The organism is Magnetospirillum sp. 15-1, assembly GCF_900184795.1.
Taxonomy (GTDB): domain Bacteria; phylum Pseudomonadota; class Alphaproteobacteria; order Rhodospirillales; family Magnetospirillaceae; genus Phaeospirillum.
In genome coordinates this window covers 66,419-82,114 of sequence record NZ_FXXN01000023.1, presented here as the reverse complement: position 1 = coordinate 82,114, position 15,696 = coordinate 66,419, and the positions used below count along the sequence as shown (strand labels likewise).

Below are 15,696 nucleotides of genomic sequence, written 5' to 3'. Positions count from 1 at the left end.
CTACATTGCGGCCCCCGCGACGCATCATAAGAGGACACGGCGGTGACGGCTCAGGCAGCAGTGGAAATGGCGGCGAATGACGACGGGCTCCGGCACGACTGGAGCACCGAAGAGATCGAGGCGCTGTTCGCGCTTCCCTTCAACGACCTGATGTTCGAGGCGCAGAAGGTCCACCGGGCTCATTTCGATGCCAACCGCGTCCAGGTATCGCGGCTGATCTCCATCAAGACCGGCGCCTGCCCCGAGGATTGTTCCTACTGCCCCCAGAGCGCCCATTACGCCACCGGCCTGGAGAAGGAAAAGCTCCTCGCCGTGGAGGAGGTGGTCGAATCCGCCCGTCAGGCCAAGGAAGAGGGGGCGTCCCGCTTCTGCATGGGGGCCGCCTGGCGCGGTCCCAAGGGCGATGATTTCGAAGTGGCGGTGGCCATGATCGAGGGCGTCAAGGCGCTGGGCATGGAAACCTGCGCCACCTTCGGCCTGCTGGACAAGTGGCAGGCCCAGCGCCTGAAGGAAGCCGGCCTGGACTACTACAACCACAACATCGACACCAGCCCGGAGCATTATTCCGAGGTGATCACCACCCGGACCTTCCAGGATCGCCTGGACACTCTGGATGTGGTCAGGGACGCCGGGCTGCATGTCTGCTCGGGCGGCATCGTCGGCCTGGGCGAGACGCGGACCGACCGCGCCCGCATGATCCTGACCCTGGCCAACATGCCGAAGCACCCCGACAGCGTGCCGATCAATCTGCTGATCCCCATCCAGGGTACCCCCCTGGCCGATGCCGAGCGCCCCGATTCCTTCGACTTCATCCGCACCATCGCGGTGGCCCGCATCACCATGCCCAAGTCCTTCGTCCGCCTGTCGGCGGGGCGGGAAGGCATGACCGAGGAAATGCAGTCGCTGTGCTTCCTGGCCGGGGCCAATTCGGTGTTCTGCGGCCAGAAGCTGCTGACCGCCAAGAACGCCGCGCCGGGCAAGGACAAGAGCCTGTTCGGCAAGCTGGGCCTTACCCCGATGTAAGCTGGGGCCCCCACCCCGACCCTCCCCCATCTTCGACNGGGGAGGGGGAGTGAGGTTCGTGCTAAACTCCCTCCCCCGGCTCTGCTGGGGGAGGGCCGGGGTGGGGGCCGGAGCAACGATGGCCAAGGTGAGACGCTCCCTGACCCGCCGCGCCCGCGCCCTGCGCTCCGACCCCACCGAAGCGGAGAGGCGTCTCTGGCGGCTGTTGCGGCGCGAGCCCTTGGCCGGCTGGCGTTTTCGCCGCCAGCATCCCGTCGACCCCTATATCCTGGATTTTGCCTGCATCGCGGCCCGGCTGGCTATCGAGGCCGATGGCGGCCAGCATGACGGCAGTACTCGCGACGTTGATCGGACGGCGTATCTCGAGGCGGCCGGCTGGCGAGTGCTGCGGTTCTGGAACAACGAGATACTGGGGAACGGCGAGGGCGTTCTCTTACGGATTCTGGAGGCGCTGCGGGAGAGGGGCCCCCACCCCGACCCTCCCCCAACCGAGTTGGGGGAGGGGGAGTAAGGCGGTGTTAGGCCTTCGGGCGCTTGTCGATCACCCGCCGGGCCTTGCCCATGGAGCGCTCGATGGAATTGGGCGCCAGGACGTTCACCTTGGTGCTGATGCCGATATAGGACTTGATGTGGTGCTGCAGGTCCTTGGCGGCGGCGGCCAGCGCGCTGTCGTCGAAGGGCTGGTCGGCGCGCATCTCCACGTTGACCGCCACCGAGTCCAGGTGGCCGTCGCGGGTGACTTCCAACTGGTAGTGGGGGGCGAGGCGGTAATCCTTGAGGATCAGTTCTTCGACCTGGGTCGGGAAGACGTTGACGCCGCGGATGATTAGCATGTCGTCCGACCGGCCGGTGATCTTGCCCATGCGCCGCATGGACCGCGCGGTGCCCGGCAGCAACTGGGTAAGGTCGCGGGTGCGGTAGCGGATGATGGGCAGCGCCTCCTTGGTCAGGCTGGTGAACACCAGCTCGCCCATGGAGCCGTCGGGCAGCACCTCGCCGGTATGCGGGTCGATGATCTCCGGGTAGAAGTGGTCTTCCCACAGGTGCAGGCCGTCCTTGGTCTCGACGCATTCGCAGGCGACGCCGGGGCCGATCACTTCCGACAGGCCGTAGATGTCCACCGCCTCGATGCCCATACGGGCCTCAATCTCTTCGCGCATGGCGCCGGTCCACGGCTCGGCGCCGAAGATGCCGACCTGCAGCGGGCAGGTCTTGGTGTCGATGCCCATGCGGTCCATCTCGTCGGCGATGGCCAGCATGTAGCTGGGGGTCACCATGATGATCTCGGGCTTGAAGTCCATGATCAGCTGGATCTGCTTTTCCGTCTGGCCGCCCGACATGGGGATGACGGTGCAGCCCAGGCGCTCGGCGCCGTAATGGGCGCCCAGGCCGCCGGTGAACAGGCCGTAGCCGTAGGAGATGTGGCACTTGTCCTGGCGGCGTCCGCCGGCGGCGCGGATGGACCGCGCCATGACATTGGCCCACATGTTGATGTCGTTCTGGGTGTAGCCGACCACGGTGGGCTTGCCGGTGGTGCCCGAGCTGGCGTGGACGCGCACCACCTCGTCCATGGGCACGGCGAACATGCCGAAGGGGTAGGTGTCGCGCAGGTCGGACTTGGTGGTGAAGGGGAACTTGGCCAAGTCCTTCAGGTCCTTGAAGTCGTCGGGATGGACACCCTTCTCCTGGCACTTCTTCCGGTAGTGCTCGACGTTGTTGTAGGCATGGGTCAGCGACCACTTCATGCGCTCGGTCTGCAGAGCGGTGATCTGGTCGCGGCTGGCGAATTCGATGGGATCGAGCAGTTCCTTGGGCGTGGGAACGCGACGATGAGCGGACTTGGACATAGGTACCCTCCCGAAGCGGCGAGGCCCTCTACCGGGGCCTTCGCCAGGACAGTTGCAGGTTAAACTCTCTCGACGACCATGGCGATGCCCTGGCCGACGCCGATACACATGGAGGCCAGCGCCCGGCGGCCGCCGGTCTGGGCCAATTGCAGCGCGGCGGTGCCGACGATGCGCGCTCCGGTCATGCCGAGCGGATGGCCGAGCGCGATGGCGCCGCCATTGGGATTGACGCGCTGGTCGTCGTCGGCCAGACCCAGTTGGCGGGTGCAGGCCAGGGCCTGGGCGGCGAAGGCCTCGTTGAACTCGATGACGTCCATGTCGGCCAGGGTCAGGCCCAGGCGGGCCAGCAGCTTTTGGGTGGCCGGCACCGGGCCGATGCCCATGATGCGCGGCTCCACCCCGGCGGTGGCCATGCCCAGGATGCGGGCGATGGGGGTGAGGCCATGGGCCTTGGCGGCGGCCGGCGAGGCGATCAGCAGGGCGGCGGCGCCGTCATTGACGCCGCTGGCATTGCCGGCGGTGATGGAGCCGCCGGCCCGGAACGGCGCCTTCAGCTTGGCCAGGGACTCGATGGTGGTTTCGCGCGGGTGCTCGTCCTGGCTGACCACCACCGGATCGCCCTTGCGGGCGGGCAGGGTGACGGGGGAAATCTCCTGGCCCAGACGGCCGTTCTTCTGCGCCGCCGAGGCCTTGGCCTGGGAGCGGGCCGCGAAGGCATCCTGGTCGGCGCGGTCGATCTTGAACTGCTCGGCCACGTTCTCGGCGGTTTCCGGCATGGAATCGATGCCGTACTGCTTTTCCATCAGGGCATTGACGAAGCGCCAGCCGATGGTGGTGTCGTAGATGCGGGCGTCGCGGGAAAAGGCGCTGTCGGCCTTGTTCATGACGAAGGGCGCCCGGCTCATGCTTTCCACGCCGCCGGCGATCATCAGCTCGGCCTCGCCGGTCATGATGGCGCGCGCCGCATAGCCCAGGGCGTCCATGCCCGAGCCGCACAGACGGTTGAGGGTGGTGCCGCCGACGCTGTAGGGCAGGCCGGCCAGCAGGGCCGCCATGCGGGCGACGTTGCGGTTGTCCTCGCCCGCCTGGTTGGCGCAGCCATAGGCCACCTCGTCCACCCGGCTCCAGTCCAGCCCGGCATGGCGGGCCATCAGCGCCCTGATGGGGTGGGCGGCCAGATCGTCGGTCCGCACGCCGGCCAGGACGCCGCCGTAGCGGCCGACGGGGGTGCGGGTGTAGTCGCAGATCAGCGCTTCGGTCATCTATGGGTTTCCTTCGACGATATGGCCTTCGAGGATACGGCATTGGCCGCGGAACAGGGCGATCACCTCGCCGCTCTGGGTGGTGACGGTGCAGTCGTAGGTGCCGTTGCGGCCCTTGCGGTGAATTTCGCGGCATTCGGCGATAAGACGGTCGCCCTGGCGGCCGGCGGCCGGGTAGGTGACGGTGCAAGACAGCGCTACCGCCACCCGGTTATAGGAATTGCAGGCATAGGCGAAGGCGGTGTCGGCCAGGGTGTAGGTGAGGCCGCCGTGGCAGATGCCGACGCCGTTCAGCATGTCGCCGGTCACCGTCATGGACAGGCGGGCGAAGCCGGGACGAATTTCGTCCAGCTCGATTCCCAGGAGGCGGGACGCGCTGTCGCGTTCGCTGAAAGCCGCGCCCACTCGCTCGGCCAGCGCCTGACGCTGGGTCTCTTCGGTCGCCCTGTGGGGCATCGTGTTTCACTCCGGCGGGCCTGTCGCCCAATTTGGTATCGTAATACCGAATTAACCCGGGGCACGTCAATCGACAGATGAGAGGTGGGCATCAAACGAAAGCATGGTTCCATGCCCACCCGAGAGGTACCCCAAGGTGGTAGTTTTCCTTGCAACGATTCCAGTCCCGCATTACCGTCAGCCCAGGTCCGCAGAGGGCATAAGGAAGCAGCGACGTGCTTGTTTTGAAAGCCGTTATAAAGAAGGTCCTCGCCATCGTTTTCTCCGGAATGACGATGTCGGAAATCTTCGACCTGTTCCTGCCGACCCGTCAGTCGGCCTTTGTCCAACGTCGGCGTTCGCTGCTGATCCTGTCGCGCGTTCGTCTGGTGGCGGCGACCTTCGCCGTGCTGACGCCGCTGTGGATTCCCGTCGACCTGATCATCTTCGAGACGACGCTGGCCATGTATCTGGCGGCGCTGCGCGTCATGGCCTCCATCGCCTTCGTGCTGCTGGCGCTCTCCTATCGCGGCTCCGACAGCGTGGCGGTGGCCCGCTGGGGGCTGGTGTGGCTCTTGACCATTCCCACGGTATTCTTCCTGATCAGCCATCCGCTGCTGGCCCAGTTCGCCATCAACGATCCGGCGCAGCAGGTGATCGCCGCCGGTTACGCCTTCCTGCCCTTCGTCATGGTGGCGGGGCTGTCGGTGTTTCCCATCACCGCCCTGGAAGGCGCCCTGCTGGGGCTGCCGCTGGTGGGGGCCTATTTTCTGACCGGGGTGCTGGGCTACCAACTGCTGCCCTTCGCCTCCCACCTGGGCGCCCAGTGGCTGCTGCTGCTGCTGGCCATGGTGGCGACCCTGTCGGGCATGAGCCAACTGCACTTCATGAGCCAACTGGTCGACCAGTCGTCCCATGACGGCCTGACGCGGGCCTATAACCGCCGGGTGGGCGAGGAAATGCTGGTCCAGCAATTCGTCACCGCCATACGGTCCAAGATTCCGCTGTCCCTGGCCTTCGTCGATCTGGACAACTTCAAGTCCATCAATGACAAGTACGGCCACGAGGAGGGCGACAACGCCCTGCGCACCGCCTCGGCCTCCCTGCGCAAGGTCCTGCGCCGCGGCGATATCCTGATCCGCTGGGGTGGCGAGGAATTCCTGGCGGTGATGCCCAATACCGATCCGGCCGGTGCCGCCATCGCCGTCGCCCGCCTGCGCTCGGCGGGGCTCGGCATGCGTCCCGACGGGCGGCCGCTGACCGCCTCCATCGGAGTGGCCGAGCGGCTTGCCGACGGCACCGAGAACTGGAACGAACTGGTGGAGCGTGCCGATCACCGCATGTACGCCGCCAAGCAATCCGGCAAGGACCGGGTGATCGGCTGCGGCGACGTGGTGCTGGCGGAGACCGCCACTTCGGCGGTCGCCTGACCGGGCGGTTCAGCTCAGCTCGAATATTCCCTCGATCTCCACCGCCGCATCCAGCGGCAGGGACGGCGCGCCCACGGCGACACGGGCGTGGCGGCCGGCTTCGCCCAGGACTTCGACCATCAGGTCCGAGGCGCCGTTGATCACCTTGGGCTGATCGGTGAAGGCGGGGGCGCTGGCCACGAAGGCGGTCAGCCTGACCAGCCGGCGGATGCGTTCGAGATCACCCCCGGCGGCGGCCCGGACCTGGGCCAGCAGATTGATGGCGCACAGGCGGGCGGCCCGGACCCCGTCCTCGAGGGCGACGCCGTCGCCCAGCTTGCCGGTGACGGCCAGCTTGCCGTTCTCCAGCGGCAACTGGCCGGAGACGAACAGCAGATTGCCGGTCATCACGAAGGGAACGTAATTGGCCACGGCGGCCGGCGGGGTAGGCAGTTCGATGCCCAACTGCTTCAGGCGTTGGCTGATGGGTCCGCTCATGGTCCGCTCCTGGCTGGTGGTGGAGGCACAGCCTATCGCCTGCCGGCCCGGCTGTCATCCACCCCCGCGTCCTGGACATGGGCCCATGCAATCCCGGCGATTGTTGCGACGCACCAAAGCTCCATATGTTTGTTGGTGTTATTCAAGAAATGGAAGTTCGCCATGTCGCTTTCCCCCACCGTCCGTCCCTGCGCTCCCCACTCGTCCGCCGAGGGCCATGGCCGCACCCTTCTGGGCCTGGCCGCCGATTTCCTGGACAGCCGGATCGTCGCTCCCCTGGCCCTGCATTTCGAGCGCGCCCGTCTGCGCGACGAGCTGGTCGGGCTGGATCATCGCGAGCTGAAGGATATCGGCATCAGCGACGTCGACACTTTCGTCGCCGGCTGGCGTCGCAAGAACTGATCAGCGCGCGTGGGCCAGCCAGGACTCGATATCCTGGCGGCTGACGGTTCCGGTGCGGGCGTCACGCTCGCCGGAGGCCGAGACCAGCATGGTCATGGGCAATTCGCCCCGCCATGTGCGGTCGATCTCGAAGCGGAGCTTCTCGACGAAGGAATCCGCGAAGCTCCAGCTTTCCGTCTTGTCCAGACCGGCCCGCTTCAAGGTGCGTTCCACCTTGGCGTTGTCCTCGGGCGGATCGGTCGAGACCAGGACGAAGTCCATGCCGCCGCCTTTGACGGTGTCGCGCCATTGCGGCAGTTCGGCGAGGCAGGGGGCGCAGGTCAGCGACCAGAAGTGCACGACCAGCGGCCGGCCGGCATGGGCCTGGAGCAGGCTCTGCCACGATCCGCGCATGAAGGGGCGGGGATCGGCCGAAGCGGATGGTGCCTGGGCCAGCAGAATCAGCAGCGCCGCGACAATCCGTTTCACCATGGCCTCTTCGTTTCCTTGCGCTCGGTCCGGCGGACCTTAGTGTCGCTCCATTGACAGGACGTTGACAACGGTCAAGGAAGTGACGTTTCGTCACTGTTGATCACGTTGGAGCGGCGTGCTTCAATTCGGGCGCGCTATTGGGGAGTGACGTTTATGTGGTTGGGATCGGTAAGAGGCGGCATCGTCGCGGCGAGCCTGTTATGCCTGGTGAGCGTGCCGGGACTGGCCCGCGACCTGGTGGTCGGGGTCGAGGCCATCGACTACTCCCCGGTCTACGGCATGCGCGACGGGCAGTTCCGCGGCGCGGCGCGGGATATCCTGGACGCCTTCGCCGCGGCCCAGGGCCATCGGCTGACCTTCCAGGCCCTGCCGATCAAACGGCTTTATGCCGAGCTGAATCACGGCGGCATCGATCTGAAATTCCCGGATTCGCCCGATTGGCAGCCGGCCTTGCGCCAGGGGCGGGCCACCGCCTTTTCCAAGCCGGTGATCAACTATATCGACGGAACCATCGTCCGCCGCGAGGCCATGCCGGAAGGGCCGGAAGCGGTCCACAGCCTGGGTACCATCGCCGGCTTCACTCCTTTCGCCTGGGGGGAGCGTCTGCGAACCGGGTCGGTGGAGCTCAAGGAGAACTCCTCCTTCGAGCCCTTGCTGCGGCAGGTGCAGACCAAGCGCATCGACGGCGCCTACGGCAACGTGGCGGTCGCCCTGAACACCGCCGATTCCATTCCCGGCCTGGCGGGAACCCTGGCCTTCGCCCCCAATCTGCCCCATGTGGCCGACAGCTACCGTCTGTCCTCGGTCAAGGCGCCCGAGCTGATCGCCGAATTCGACGAATGGCTGGGCAAGAACGGCAAGCTGGTGGCCGATATCATCGCCCGCACCGGTGCCGAAAAGGGCGTGCGGTAGCCCTCTCTCAGCCGGTGAGGGGACCCAGACGATCCTCCAGGGCGCTTTGCAGACGCCGGCGGTCGACCGCCAGGTCGGGGACGTTGATCTGCGTTTCCTTTTCCGCCGTCCCATCGGCATAGAGCACGGCGTAGGCGCTGACGGAGCCGTCCGACGAAGCCACCCGCTTGCCGCTCAGCTTGCGGATATCCGGCCAGGGAATGGTCCGTCCGACGTTTCGGAGATACAGGCCGTCATCGTCGATTCTCAGAGCGTCTCCGGTCCGAAATGCCCGGCGGAGGAAAGACAGGCTGGCGATTGCCGGCAGCAAGGTGGTGATCACCAGGACCACCAGGAACCCTCCGTTGTGCGGATTGCCCATGGCCCCCAGCTTCGAGCCGATCAGCGCCACCGCCAGGAATACCAGGACCGGCATGACGCAAAGCATGACGAGAAACGCCCTGATCTGGCGCCAGCGGTTGAAGCCGGCACGGAGCGATATCCGCCCGCTCATCTCGATTTCCCCATCATGACGGCCAGAGCTCCAGATGTAATGATGTGTGATGTTAATCTACTCACGGGATAGGGGGCTCCGGGCGCAAGACCACATCCCGTGCATTTTATCCGCCGGGCTGCACGGAGTAACAGACTTTCATCATAAAAGATGGAAATTCGATACGAGATGTGGGGCGGCCCTGCCACGGCCCGGTGCTAGGATGGCCGGGTGGAAGAGTGACGGGGAGGGGGACCATGACATTTCGGTGGGGTGACGTCCGCGCCTTGCTGGCTCATCTGGACGCCGAGGCCAACGACGAGACCGTTGACCGCGACCTGGCCAGGGAGGAGGCGCAACGGCTGATTGCACTCTATCCGGGAATGGTCGGTATCCTGGCTCCCATCGCCGAACGGCACTCTCGCCAAGCCGCCTGAGACCGGCGGGGACTCTCCTCCCTCCTGGACCCCAACCCACCTGGGCTGGGGTCTTTTCTTATTGTCGGCCGGATACAAGAAAATGGGCCGACCCCCGGGGGAGGGTCGGCCCTTCTGTGCGCGGACCGAGGAGATTAAGTTCGGATCCGCGCCGCTGTAAGACACACCAAAAGCCGTTGACGCCTTCAGCGAAATCCGGCCCGGGCGAATCAAATGGTGGAGACAGAATGCACTAAAGACGGGCCATCGTCCAGCTAGATATTGTGCCAAAACAAAAATAACGCACCACATATCCGTGCGGTGCGCCGAGGGGAGGGTCTGCGAAAGGTGGGCGTCTATTCGGGCGCGATACCGCTGAAAAAGTTATAGGCGGTTTCCGGTACGTCGCTGCGCAGCCTCTCACGCCCATCGACGGTCACGAAGAAGCAGTGATCGACAGGGGAATAGGCGATTTCCTTTACCGCGCCGGAGTTGGATTTACATGCGGCAATGGCTATATGCTCGCGGCGTCCGCCGTGGTCGACGGCGGCGGCAATGCTCTCATGATCGATCATGACGGCACCCCTTCCTTGGTGAAATCGGCGTTGCAAGGAGTACGCGTTCCGGTGGGACCGGGGGGTGAGAAATCTGTGACTTTTCGGAGACCGAGCCTGTCGCCCAGGGCTGGCGGCTTCCTGCTCACTTCGCGATCAGATCGTTCTGTACGCTTTTCACACCCTCCACATCGGCAACGACGGCTCCCGCATGGGCAATCATTTGCTGGCTATCGACAAAGCCGCTCATCTGAACCCTGCCCTTGAAGGTGGCCACGCGAATCTGCAGAACCTTCAGCGCCGGGTCGGCTATGATGGCGTTCTTGACCTTGATCGTGATCACCGAGTCATCGAGAAATTCGCCGGTGCTTTCGCTGGTGTCTGTCGGAGCGCACGCGACGATCGGCACGATCATGGCCAACATGGCGAGCGTCCTGATGGTCTTGCTCATGGACTTCCTCCTGTCGCGCAACCGATCCGAGGATGATCCGGGAGAGCCCGCCGGTCGTCTCGCGGGCTCTCATCCGGAACCGGGATTGCCGTCGAATTCTCCCGATGACCGCTAGCGCCTTGGCGAACCGTCTCGCGGCCGTCCGTTGTCGGGGATCAGGGCACCGATGAGTGCCCCGCCGCCGCCGCCGATCAGCGCGCCGAGGCCGGCACTGCCGCCGGTCAGGGCGGCGACAGCCGCGCCACCCGCTGCGCCCATGGCGCCACCCGACAAGGACCGCTGCTGCTGGTTGGTCATGTTGGCGCAGGCCGACAGGGCCAGGGTCAGAACCACGGCCAGGGCGGCCGGGGCTTTGGCGAGCGTTCTCATGACGATCTTCCTTGCAGTTCTGGGACGGACCCATCGGTAAGAACGTACACCCCTTGGAAGGAGCGGCGGGTGAGAAGGCTGTGACGACACGGTGACCATATATCCGGTGGGCGGAGGGACTGCATGAAGCCAGACCATCGTGGCTTATTCGATGCACCATGGTCTAATCCGCCCGTATCGCTTGTGGTATGGTCAGGTTGACTCCTTGGCCGTCTGACCCACCTCATCGGGGTGATCATTTCCCGGAGAGTCCGGAATGCCGATCGAACAGGAACGATACCGACCACCGTCAGGCCGGCCGGAAGGCGGCTTTCTGGCCCGTGTCATCCACGTGGAGATGGACGATGCCCATGCGGTCGGTCTCGACCAGCTTGGGGCGACGCAACGGGCCGTCCAGGTGGTGATGGCCGTCCGGCCGGATTTGTCCGCATCCGAGGCCTTGAAGCTGGTCGAGTGGGTGAGCCAGTAGGCATGCCGGCTGAAGCCGGGGCTAGAACGCCTCTTCCCAGGTCCGGGACAGCCGCATGGCGCAGTTGATCAGGCCGACCATGGAATAGGTCTGGGGAAAGTTCCCCCACAATTCGCCGCTCGACGGGTCGATGTCCTCGGACAGCAGTCCCAGGGCGTTGCGCCGTGCCAGGACGTTTTCGAACAGCTCCCGCGCCTCGTCGCGCCGCCCCAAGGCGGCCAGGGCATCGATATACCAGAAGACGCAGATGATGAAGGCGGTGGCCGGCCGTCCGAAATCATCCTCGCCGACATAGCGAAAAAGGAAATCGCCGGTCCGCAGGTTGTCGGCGACGGCGTTTACGGTCGCGGCGAAGCGCGGGTCGCCGGCGTTGAGGAAATCGACCTCGTGGAGCAGCAGCAGGGTTGCGTCCATGGCATCTCCCCCGAAGGTCGAGACGAAACTGCCCAGGTCCGGGTTCCAGGCGCGTTCACAGATGATGGTATGCAGCCGGTCGGCCTCCCGGCGCCAATAGGTCGCGCGATCACTCAGGCCGATATGGCGGGCGATCTTGGCCAGACGATCGCAGGCGGCCCAGCACATCACGGCGGAAAAGGTATGGACCGAGGCGATGGTCCGCAACTCCCACGGCCCGGCATCCGGCTTGTCGAACACGGCGACCGCCCGATGTCCCAGGCGCTCCAGTTGCTCGAACTGGGGGGCGTTGCCGGGCTGGGTGAGCCGCCGGTCGAAGAAGGCGTGGGTCGACGCCAGGACGACGCTGCCATAGACGTCGTTCTGCACTTGGAGGTGGGCCTGGTTGCCGACGCGGACCGGCCCGAATCCCCGGTAGCCCGCAAGGTGGGGGATGAGGGTCTCGTCGATGGACGAATCCCGGGTGATGCCATAGACCGGGCGTAATTCCCCCCCGGTGGCGTCCTCGACGGCATCGTTGATGAAGCGCAGATAGTCTTCCATGGTCCGGGTGACGCCCAGGCGATTGAGGGCATGAATGACGAAATAGGCGTCGCGCAGCCAGCAGAGGCGGTAGTCCCAGTTGCGCTGGCTGTCCGGCGCCTCGGGAATGGAGGTGGTCAGGGCGGCGACGATGGCCCCGGTTTCCTCGAAGTTGCACAGCTTGAGGGTGATGGCGGCGCGAATCACCGCGTCCTGCCATTCGAACGGGATCGACAGCGACCGGACCCAGCTGCGCCAATGATCCAGGGTTCGTTCGAATAGGTCGCGAGCGGTGGTTTCCACCCCGGCCTGAAGGCTTTCGTCGCTGCCCAGCAGCATGTCCATGGGGCGGTCGAGGGCGAACGGGCGCTCCTCGATGACATAGGACACCGGTGCGTTGGTGGTCAGGCGGAGCGTCTGGGCCGGCGAGACATAGCGAAGGTGGTTGCTGCCCCGGGTGATCTGCGGCGCGAGACCGCCGCTCTCGAAGCCGGGGCGCAGCCGCACCAGCATCCGCGGGCGGCCCTGCACCGGCCTGATCCGCCGCACGATCATCGGCGGGCGATACATCCGTTCGTAAAGCGCGAAGCGTGGCGCGAAGTCCATGACCTCGGCCGTCCCGCCATGGTGGTCGTGCAAGGTGGTGCAAAGAATCGCCGAGTTGGGCAGGTAGGCCTGTTCCGAATGGAATTGGTCGACCAGTTCGATGGAAAACGCCCCGTCACCGGGGGGCGCCGGGCTTGGGGGCCGGCTGCCGTTCAGCAGGCCATGAAAGACCGCGTCGCCGTCCAACCGGGGAAAGCACCCCCAGACGATGGTGGCCCGAGAATCCACCAGGGCGGCGATATTGCAATTGCCGATGACGCCAAGATCAAGGGAGTTCATGGTCGGATACACCTCCCGGCGCCTGATCCAGGCGAGCAAGCCACCGGCGCAATGACACGGGCGTGGACAGTCGGAAATGCGCCCTGGTCACCAGGCTCCGCCCCACATGCAGCGAGAGGCCGTCCAGGCGGTTGACGGCGGCAAAGCCGCTTTCGTCGGTAATGTCGTCTCCCGCGAAGACCGGGCGGCGTCCGGCGTAGGGTGGAACGCGCATGAAGCGGTCGATGGCCATTCCCTTGTCTGCTTCGGGGGAGGCGATCTCGATCACCGCTTTTCCCTCCAGCAGGCGGAGCTCCGTCCCGGCGTTGCGAATGGCGGCTTCGGCCAGGGCTTTGACCGCCGGTTCGCGCTCCGGCGCATCCCGATAATGCAGCGCCACGGACCGGGGCTTGCGCTCCACCAGGATTCCCGGCAGCAGACCGGCGGCGGTCACGACCATCGTCGCCACCTCGTCGGGCCAGGGATCGGCCAGAACCGTGGTCGTTCCGGCAAGGCGCCATTCGGCGCCATGGCTGCCCGCCGCGTCATGGCCTCCCGGAAAGAGCTGATCGACACCGGACAGGGCGCGGCCGCTGACCAATGCCAAGGCTCCGCCAAACCGCCGCCTCAGGGTCTCCAGCCGTGGGCGCAGGGTGCGGGGCACCACCACCTCGCCGGGCTTTGGCGCCAGATCAAGCAAGGTGCCATCGACGTCGAGGAACAATGCCCAGTCCATCGGGGCCTCGGATGGCGGCATGATATCCGGCATCACCCGTTCACCACCCGCTTGCGCCCCCACTCGTCGGTGGATACCTCGTCGGCCTGGGCCTGCTGTTCGATGTTGCGGCGCTTGCGCATGCGAGCGGCGTCGAGCAGCATGCGGCCCGCCCAGAAGTAGATATTGTTCTCCCCCACCATCTCGCGCATCAGCCTCATCCGCTCGCGCCGCTGCTCGGCCGGCATGGAGAGGGCGGCGTGGATGGCTTCACCCATGGCGCGAATATCGTAGGGATTGACGATCAGGGCTTCCCGCAACTCGCGGGAGGCGCCGGCGAAGGTGGACAGGACCAGCACGCCGTCCTCGTCGTCGCGGGCGGCGACAAACTCCTTGGCCACCAGATTCATGCCGTCGTGCAGACTGGAGACCATGCACAGATCGGCGGCGCGGAACAGGGTGAACACCGCGTCCGGCTCGTGATGCCTGGCCACCAGGACGATCGGCGCCCAGCCGTTTCGGCCGAAGCGGGCATTGACGGCCTGGGCCACGGCTTCCGCCTCGGCCTGGGCGTCGCGATAGGCGGCAAGGCGGGTGCGGGTCGGAGCGGCAATCTGGAGCAGGGTGACGCGGCCGATCCATTCGGGATGGGTATCGAGCAGGCTTTCCATCGCATGGAAGCGGTCGGCGATGCCCTTGGTGTAGTCGAAGCGCTCGACCCCCACCGCCAGCAAGACGTCGGGGGCAATGCCGAACGTCTTGTGTACGCTTTCGCGGCACGCCTTCACCGGCGCCTGGTGGCTCAGGGCCGCCGGCGGCCATTCGATGGAGATGGGATAGGGGCGCACCAGCGTGGAGACCTCTCCGGCTCGGATGGTGCTGTGCTCGCGGTCGATCTGGCATTCCAGGAAACGGTCGGCCGATTCCAGGAAATTGAGGCAGTGGAATTGGGTGTGGAAGCCGAGGATCGAACTGCCCAACAGACCCGACAGGATGTCCTCCTTCCACGGGCAGATGCCGAAGACCTCGGGATTGGGCCAGGGAATGTGCCAGAAGGTAATGATGGTCGCCTCGGGCAGCCGCTCGCGCACCATCCTGGGCAGCAGGGCGAAGTGGTAGTCCTGGACCAGGATGACCGGATCGGCGGTGCGTGCCTCGGCGATCACGGCGTCGGCGAATTTGCGGTTGACCGCGACGTACTGTTCCCAGTCCGAGGCGCGAAAGGTCGGGCGGATGAAGACGATATGGCATAGCGGCCACATCCCTTCATTGGCGAAGCCGTAGTAGTAGCCGTCCTGTTCCTCCTCGGACAGCCAGATGCGGCGCAGGGTGTAGGTCGGCGCGCCCGGCGGCACCGGCAGATGGCCTTCGGCATCGACCACGGCCTGGTCCGCCGAGCCGCTGGCGTGGGCGATCCAGATGCCGCCGCATGCCCGCATGACCGGCTCCAGCGCTGTCACCAGCCCACTGGCCGGGCGCTGTAAAGTTATATGCCCGTCCTCCAGATTATGGATGTAGGGCTCGCGGTTGGACACCACCAGCACTTCGGCTCCTGGCAGTTCCTTATCCAGGACGCTGCGCAGGCTGTCGGGACTCCAGTTGACGCGGATGGCCTTGCCCGGGAGGCGCGGCATGTGGAGGCTGCGCAGCATCGACTGGACCCTGCGGATCAACGGTTTGGCTTGCGGGGCCATCTCCGCGCCATCGTTTCCATCGCTCTTCATTGGTCGATCTCCGTACATGGCGTGAATCCAGTACCTTCGCATCAGGCGGGTGACGATGATGGCGGCTACGGCCGCCCCCATTCCGAGAAGGGCCAGGACGGCCGCAAGGTTGTCGCCGGCAAACTCGATGGTTTCGGCGAACAGCGCCAAAGTGGCGGCGATCAGGGCAGGGCGGGCAACCAGGGGCGCCGCTTCGCGTCCAATGTCGACCAGCCTGACCTGCGGGAGGAGAAGGAACCGAATTGCCATTTGCATGGGCACCGCCTTCCTTTTGAGGAAGGATGACTCCGATCCATGTGATCGGAGGGTGAGGATGCTGTGACAACGGTGTTATAGGGGCCTTGGCGGCACCGAGCCGGCCTAAGGATTAAGGATCGGAGGGGCAAACGGTTCAGCCCGCCGTACCCAGGGGTACGACGGGCTGTTGCTTCGTTTGATGCCGCGCACCGGCCAAACTATGGTGCGCG

Annotated in this window: 20 protein-coding genes; 8 read left to right on the top strand and 12 right to left on the bottom strand. The window is 65.6% G+C overall.

Features of this window, described 5'->3' with window-relative positions:
• The first annotated feature begins 66 nt into the window (after positions 1-66).
• A complete protein-coding gene (bioB, locus tag CP958_RS09920; protein WP_096702040.1) occupies positions 67-1,023 on the top strand; it encodes a biotin synthase BioB in 957 nt (318 codons plus the stop codon).
• A gap of 118 nt (positions 1,024-1,141) precedes the next feature.
• On the top strand, positions 1,142-1,534 hold the full coding sequence (locus CP958_RS09915; RefSeq protein WP_096702039.1) for a DUF559 domain-containing protein: 393 nt from the start codon (positions 1,142-1,144) through the stop codon (positions 1,532-1,534).
• Positions 1,535-1,541: 7 nt separating this feature from the next.
• Here CP958_RS09915 and paaK read toward each other — a convergent pair whose 3' ends face one another.
• The 3 genes from paaK to paaI are packed head-to-tail and all read right to left on the bottom strand — an operon-like array spanning position 1,542 to position 4,588.
• Complete coding sequence (gene paaK, locus CP958_RS09910; protein WP_096701810.1) at positions 1,542-2,870, bottom strand: phenylacetate--CoA ligase PaaK; 1,329 nt, start codon at positions 2,868-2,870, stop codon at positions 1,542-1,544.
• A gap of 59 nt (positions 2,871-2,929) precedes the next feature.
• Positions 2,930-4,132: a 3-oxoadipyl-CoA thiolase gene (pcaF, locus tag CP958_RS09905; protein ID WP_096701809.1), complete on the bottom strand. Its 1,203-nt coding sequence runs from the start codon at positions 4,130-4,132 to the stop codon at positions 2,930-2,932.
• On the bottom strand, positions 4,133-4,588 hold the full coding sequence (gene paaI / locus CP958_RS09900; protein ID WP_096701808.1) for a hydroxyphenylacetyl-CoA thioesterase PaaI: 456 nt from the start codon (positions 4,586-4,588) through the stop codon (positions 4,133-4,135).
• A 275-nt stretch (positions 4,589-4,863) separates the two neighbouring features.
• Between paaI and CP958_RS09895 the strand changes: the two genes are divergently transcribed.
• Entirely contained in the window at positions 4,864-5,997 is a 1,134-nt protein-coding gene (locus tag CP958_RS09895; RefSeq protein WP_242442828.1) for a GGDEF domain-containing protein, read from the top strand.
• 9 nt (positions 5,998-6,006) lie between these two features.
• Here CP958_RS09895 and CP958_RS09890 read toward each other — a convergent pair whose 3' ends face one another.
• The gene (locus CP958_RS09890) at positions 6,007-6,474 is read right to left on the bottom strand and encodes a RidA family protein (protein WP_096701806.1); all 468 of its coding nucleotides are present in this window, start codon (positions 6,472-6,474) and stop codon (positions 6,007-6,009) included.
• Between the two features lie 162 nt (positions 6,475-6,636).
• Here CP958_RS09890 and CP958_RS09885 point away from each other — a divergent pair, with 162 nt between their 5' ends.
• Entirely contained in the window at positions 6,637-6,876 is a 240-nt protein-coding gene (locus CP958_RS09885; RefSeq protein WP_096702038.1) for a DUF1127 domain-containing protein, read from the top strand.
• Here CP958_RS09885 and CP958_RS09880 read toward each other — a convergent pair whose 3' ends face one another.
• Positions 6,877-7,347, bottom strand: a complete 471-nt coding sequence (locus CP958_RS09880; RefSeq protein WP_096701805.1) for a TlpA disulfide reductase family protein — start codon at positions 7,345-7,347, stop codon at positions 6,877-6,879.
• 153 nt (positions 7,348-7,500) lie between these two features.
• Between CP958_RS09880 and CP958_RS09875 the strand changes: the two genes are divergently transcribed.
• Complete coding sequence (locus tag CP958_RS09875) at positions 7,501-8,259, top strand: transporter substrate-binding domain-containing protein (RefSeq protein WP_096701804.1); 759 nt, start codon at positions 7,501-7,503, stop codon at positions 8,257-8,259.
• Positions 8,260-8,266: 7 nt separating this feature from the next.
• Here CP958_RS09875 and CP958_RS09870 read toward each other — a convergent pair whose 3' ends face one another.
• Positions 8,267-8,752, bottom strand: a complete 486-nt coding sequence (locus CP958_RS09870) for a hypothetical protein (RefSeq protein ID WP_096701803.1) — start codon at positions 8,750-8,752, stop codon at positions 8,267-8,269.
• 236 nt (positions 8,753-8,988) lie between these two features.
• Here CP958_RS09870 and CP958_RS09865 point away from each other — a divergent pair, with 236 nt between their 5' ends.
• Positions 8,989-9,168 (top strand): hypothetical protein, encoded by a 180-nt coding sequence (locus CP958_RS09865; RefSeq protein ID WP_096701802.1) that lies wholly within the window; start codon positions 8,989-8,991, stop codon positions 9,166-9,168.
• 335 nt (positions 9,169-9,503) lie between these two features.
• Here CP958_RS09865 and CP958_RS09860 read toward each other — a convergent pair whose 3' ends face one another.
• From CP958_RS09860 to CP958_RS09850, 3 genes are all read right to left on the bottom strand, one after another.
• Positions 9,504-9,722, bottom strand: coding sequence for a hypothetical protein (locus CP958_RS09860; RefSeq protein WP_096701801.1), 219 nt, complete (start codon positions 9,720-9,722; stop codon positions 9,504-9,506).
• 124 nt (positions 9,723-9,846) lie between these two features.
• Positions 9,847-10,152 (bottom strand): BON domain-containing protein, encoded by a 306-nt coding sequence (locus CP958_RS09855; RefSeq protein WP_096701800.1) that lies wholly within the window; start codon positions 10,150-10,152, stop codon positions 9,847-9,849.
• Positions 10,153-10,263: 111 nt separating this feature from the next.
• Positions 10,264-10,521 (bottom strand): hypothetical protein, encoded by a 258-nt coding sequence (locus tag CP958_RS09850; protein ID WP_096701799.1) that lies wholly within the window; start codon positions 10,519-10,521, stop codon positions 10,264-10,266.
• A gap of 256 nt (positions 10,522-10,777) precedes the next feature.
• Between CP958_RS09850 and CP958_RS09845 the strand changes: the two genes are divergently transcribed.
• The gene (locus CP958_RS09845; protein WP_096701798.1) at positions 10,778-10,990 is read left to right on the top strand and encodes a hypothetical protein; all 213 of its coding nucleotides are present in this window, start codon (positions 10,778-10,780) and stop codon (positions 10,988-10,990) included.
• Between the two features lie 21 nt (positions 10,991-11,011).
• On the opposite strand, the gene CP958_RS09840 is transcribed toward CP958_RS09845, so the two are convergent.
• Genes CP958_RS09840 through CP958_RS09830 form a run of 3 tightly spaced genes read right to left on the bottom strand, consistent with a single transcriptional unit; the run spans position 11,012 to position 15,139 of the window.
• On the bottom strand, positions 11,012-12,811 hold the full coding sequence (locus CP958_RS09840) for a glycoside hydrolase family 15 protein (protein WP_096701797.1): 1,800 nt from the start codon (positions 12,809-12,811) through the stop codon (positions 11,012-11,014).
• The gene (gene otsB / locus CP958_RS09835) at positions 12,798-13,526 is read right to left on the bottom strand and encodes a trehalose-phosphatase (RefSeq protein WP_096702037.1); all 729 of its coding nucleotides are present in this window, start codon (positions 13,524-13,526) and stop codon (positions 12,798-12,800) included. The genes CP958_RS09840 and otsB overlap by 14 nt, the downstream gene beginning before the upstream one ends.
• A 32-nt stretch (positions 13,527-13,558) precedes the next feature.
• Positions 13,559-15,139, bottom strand: a complete 1,581-nt coding sequence (locus CP958_RS09830) for a trehalose-6-phosphate synthase (protein WP_242442827.1) — start codon at positions 15,137-15,139, stop codon at positions 13,559-13,561.
• Between CP958_RS09830 and CP958_RS26925 the strand changes: the two genes are divergently transcribed.
• Positions 15,140-15,514 carry a hypothetical protein gene (locus CP958_RS26925; protein ID WP_242442826.1) on the top strand — a complete coding sequence of 125 codons (375 nt, stop codon included), beginning with the start codon at positions 15,140-15,142 and terminating at the stop codon, positions 15,512-15,514.
• Positions 15,515-15,696: the final 182 nt, after the last annotated feature.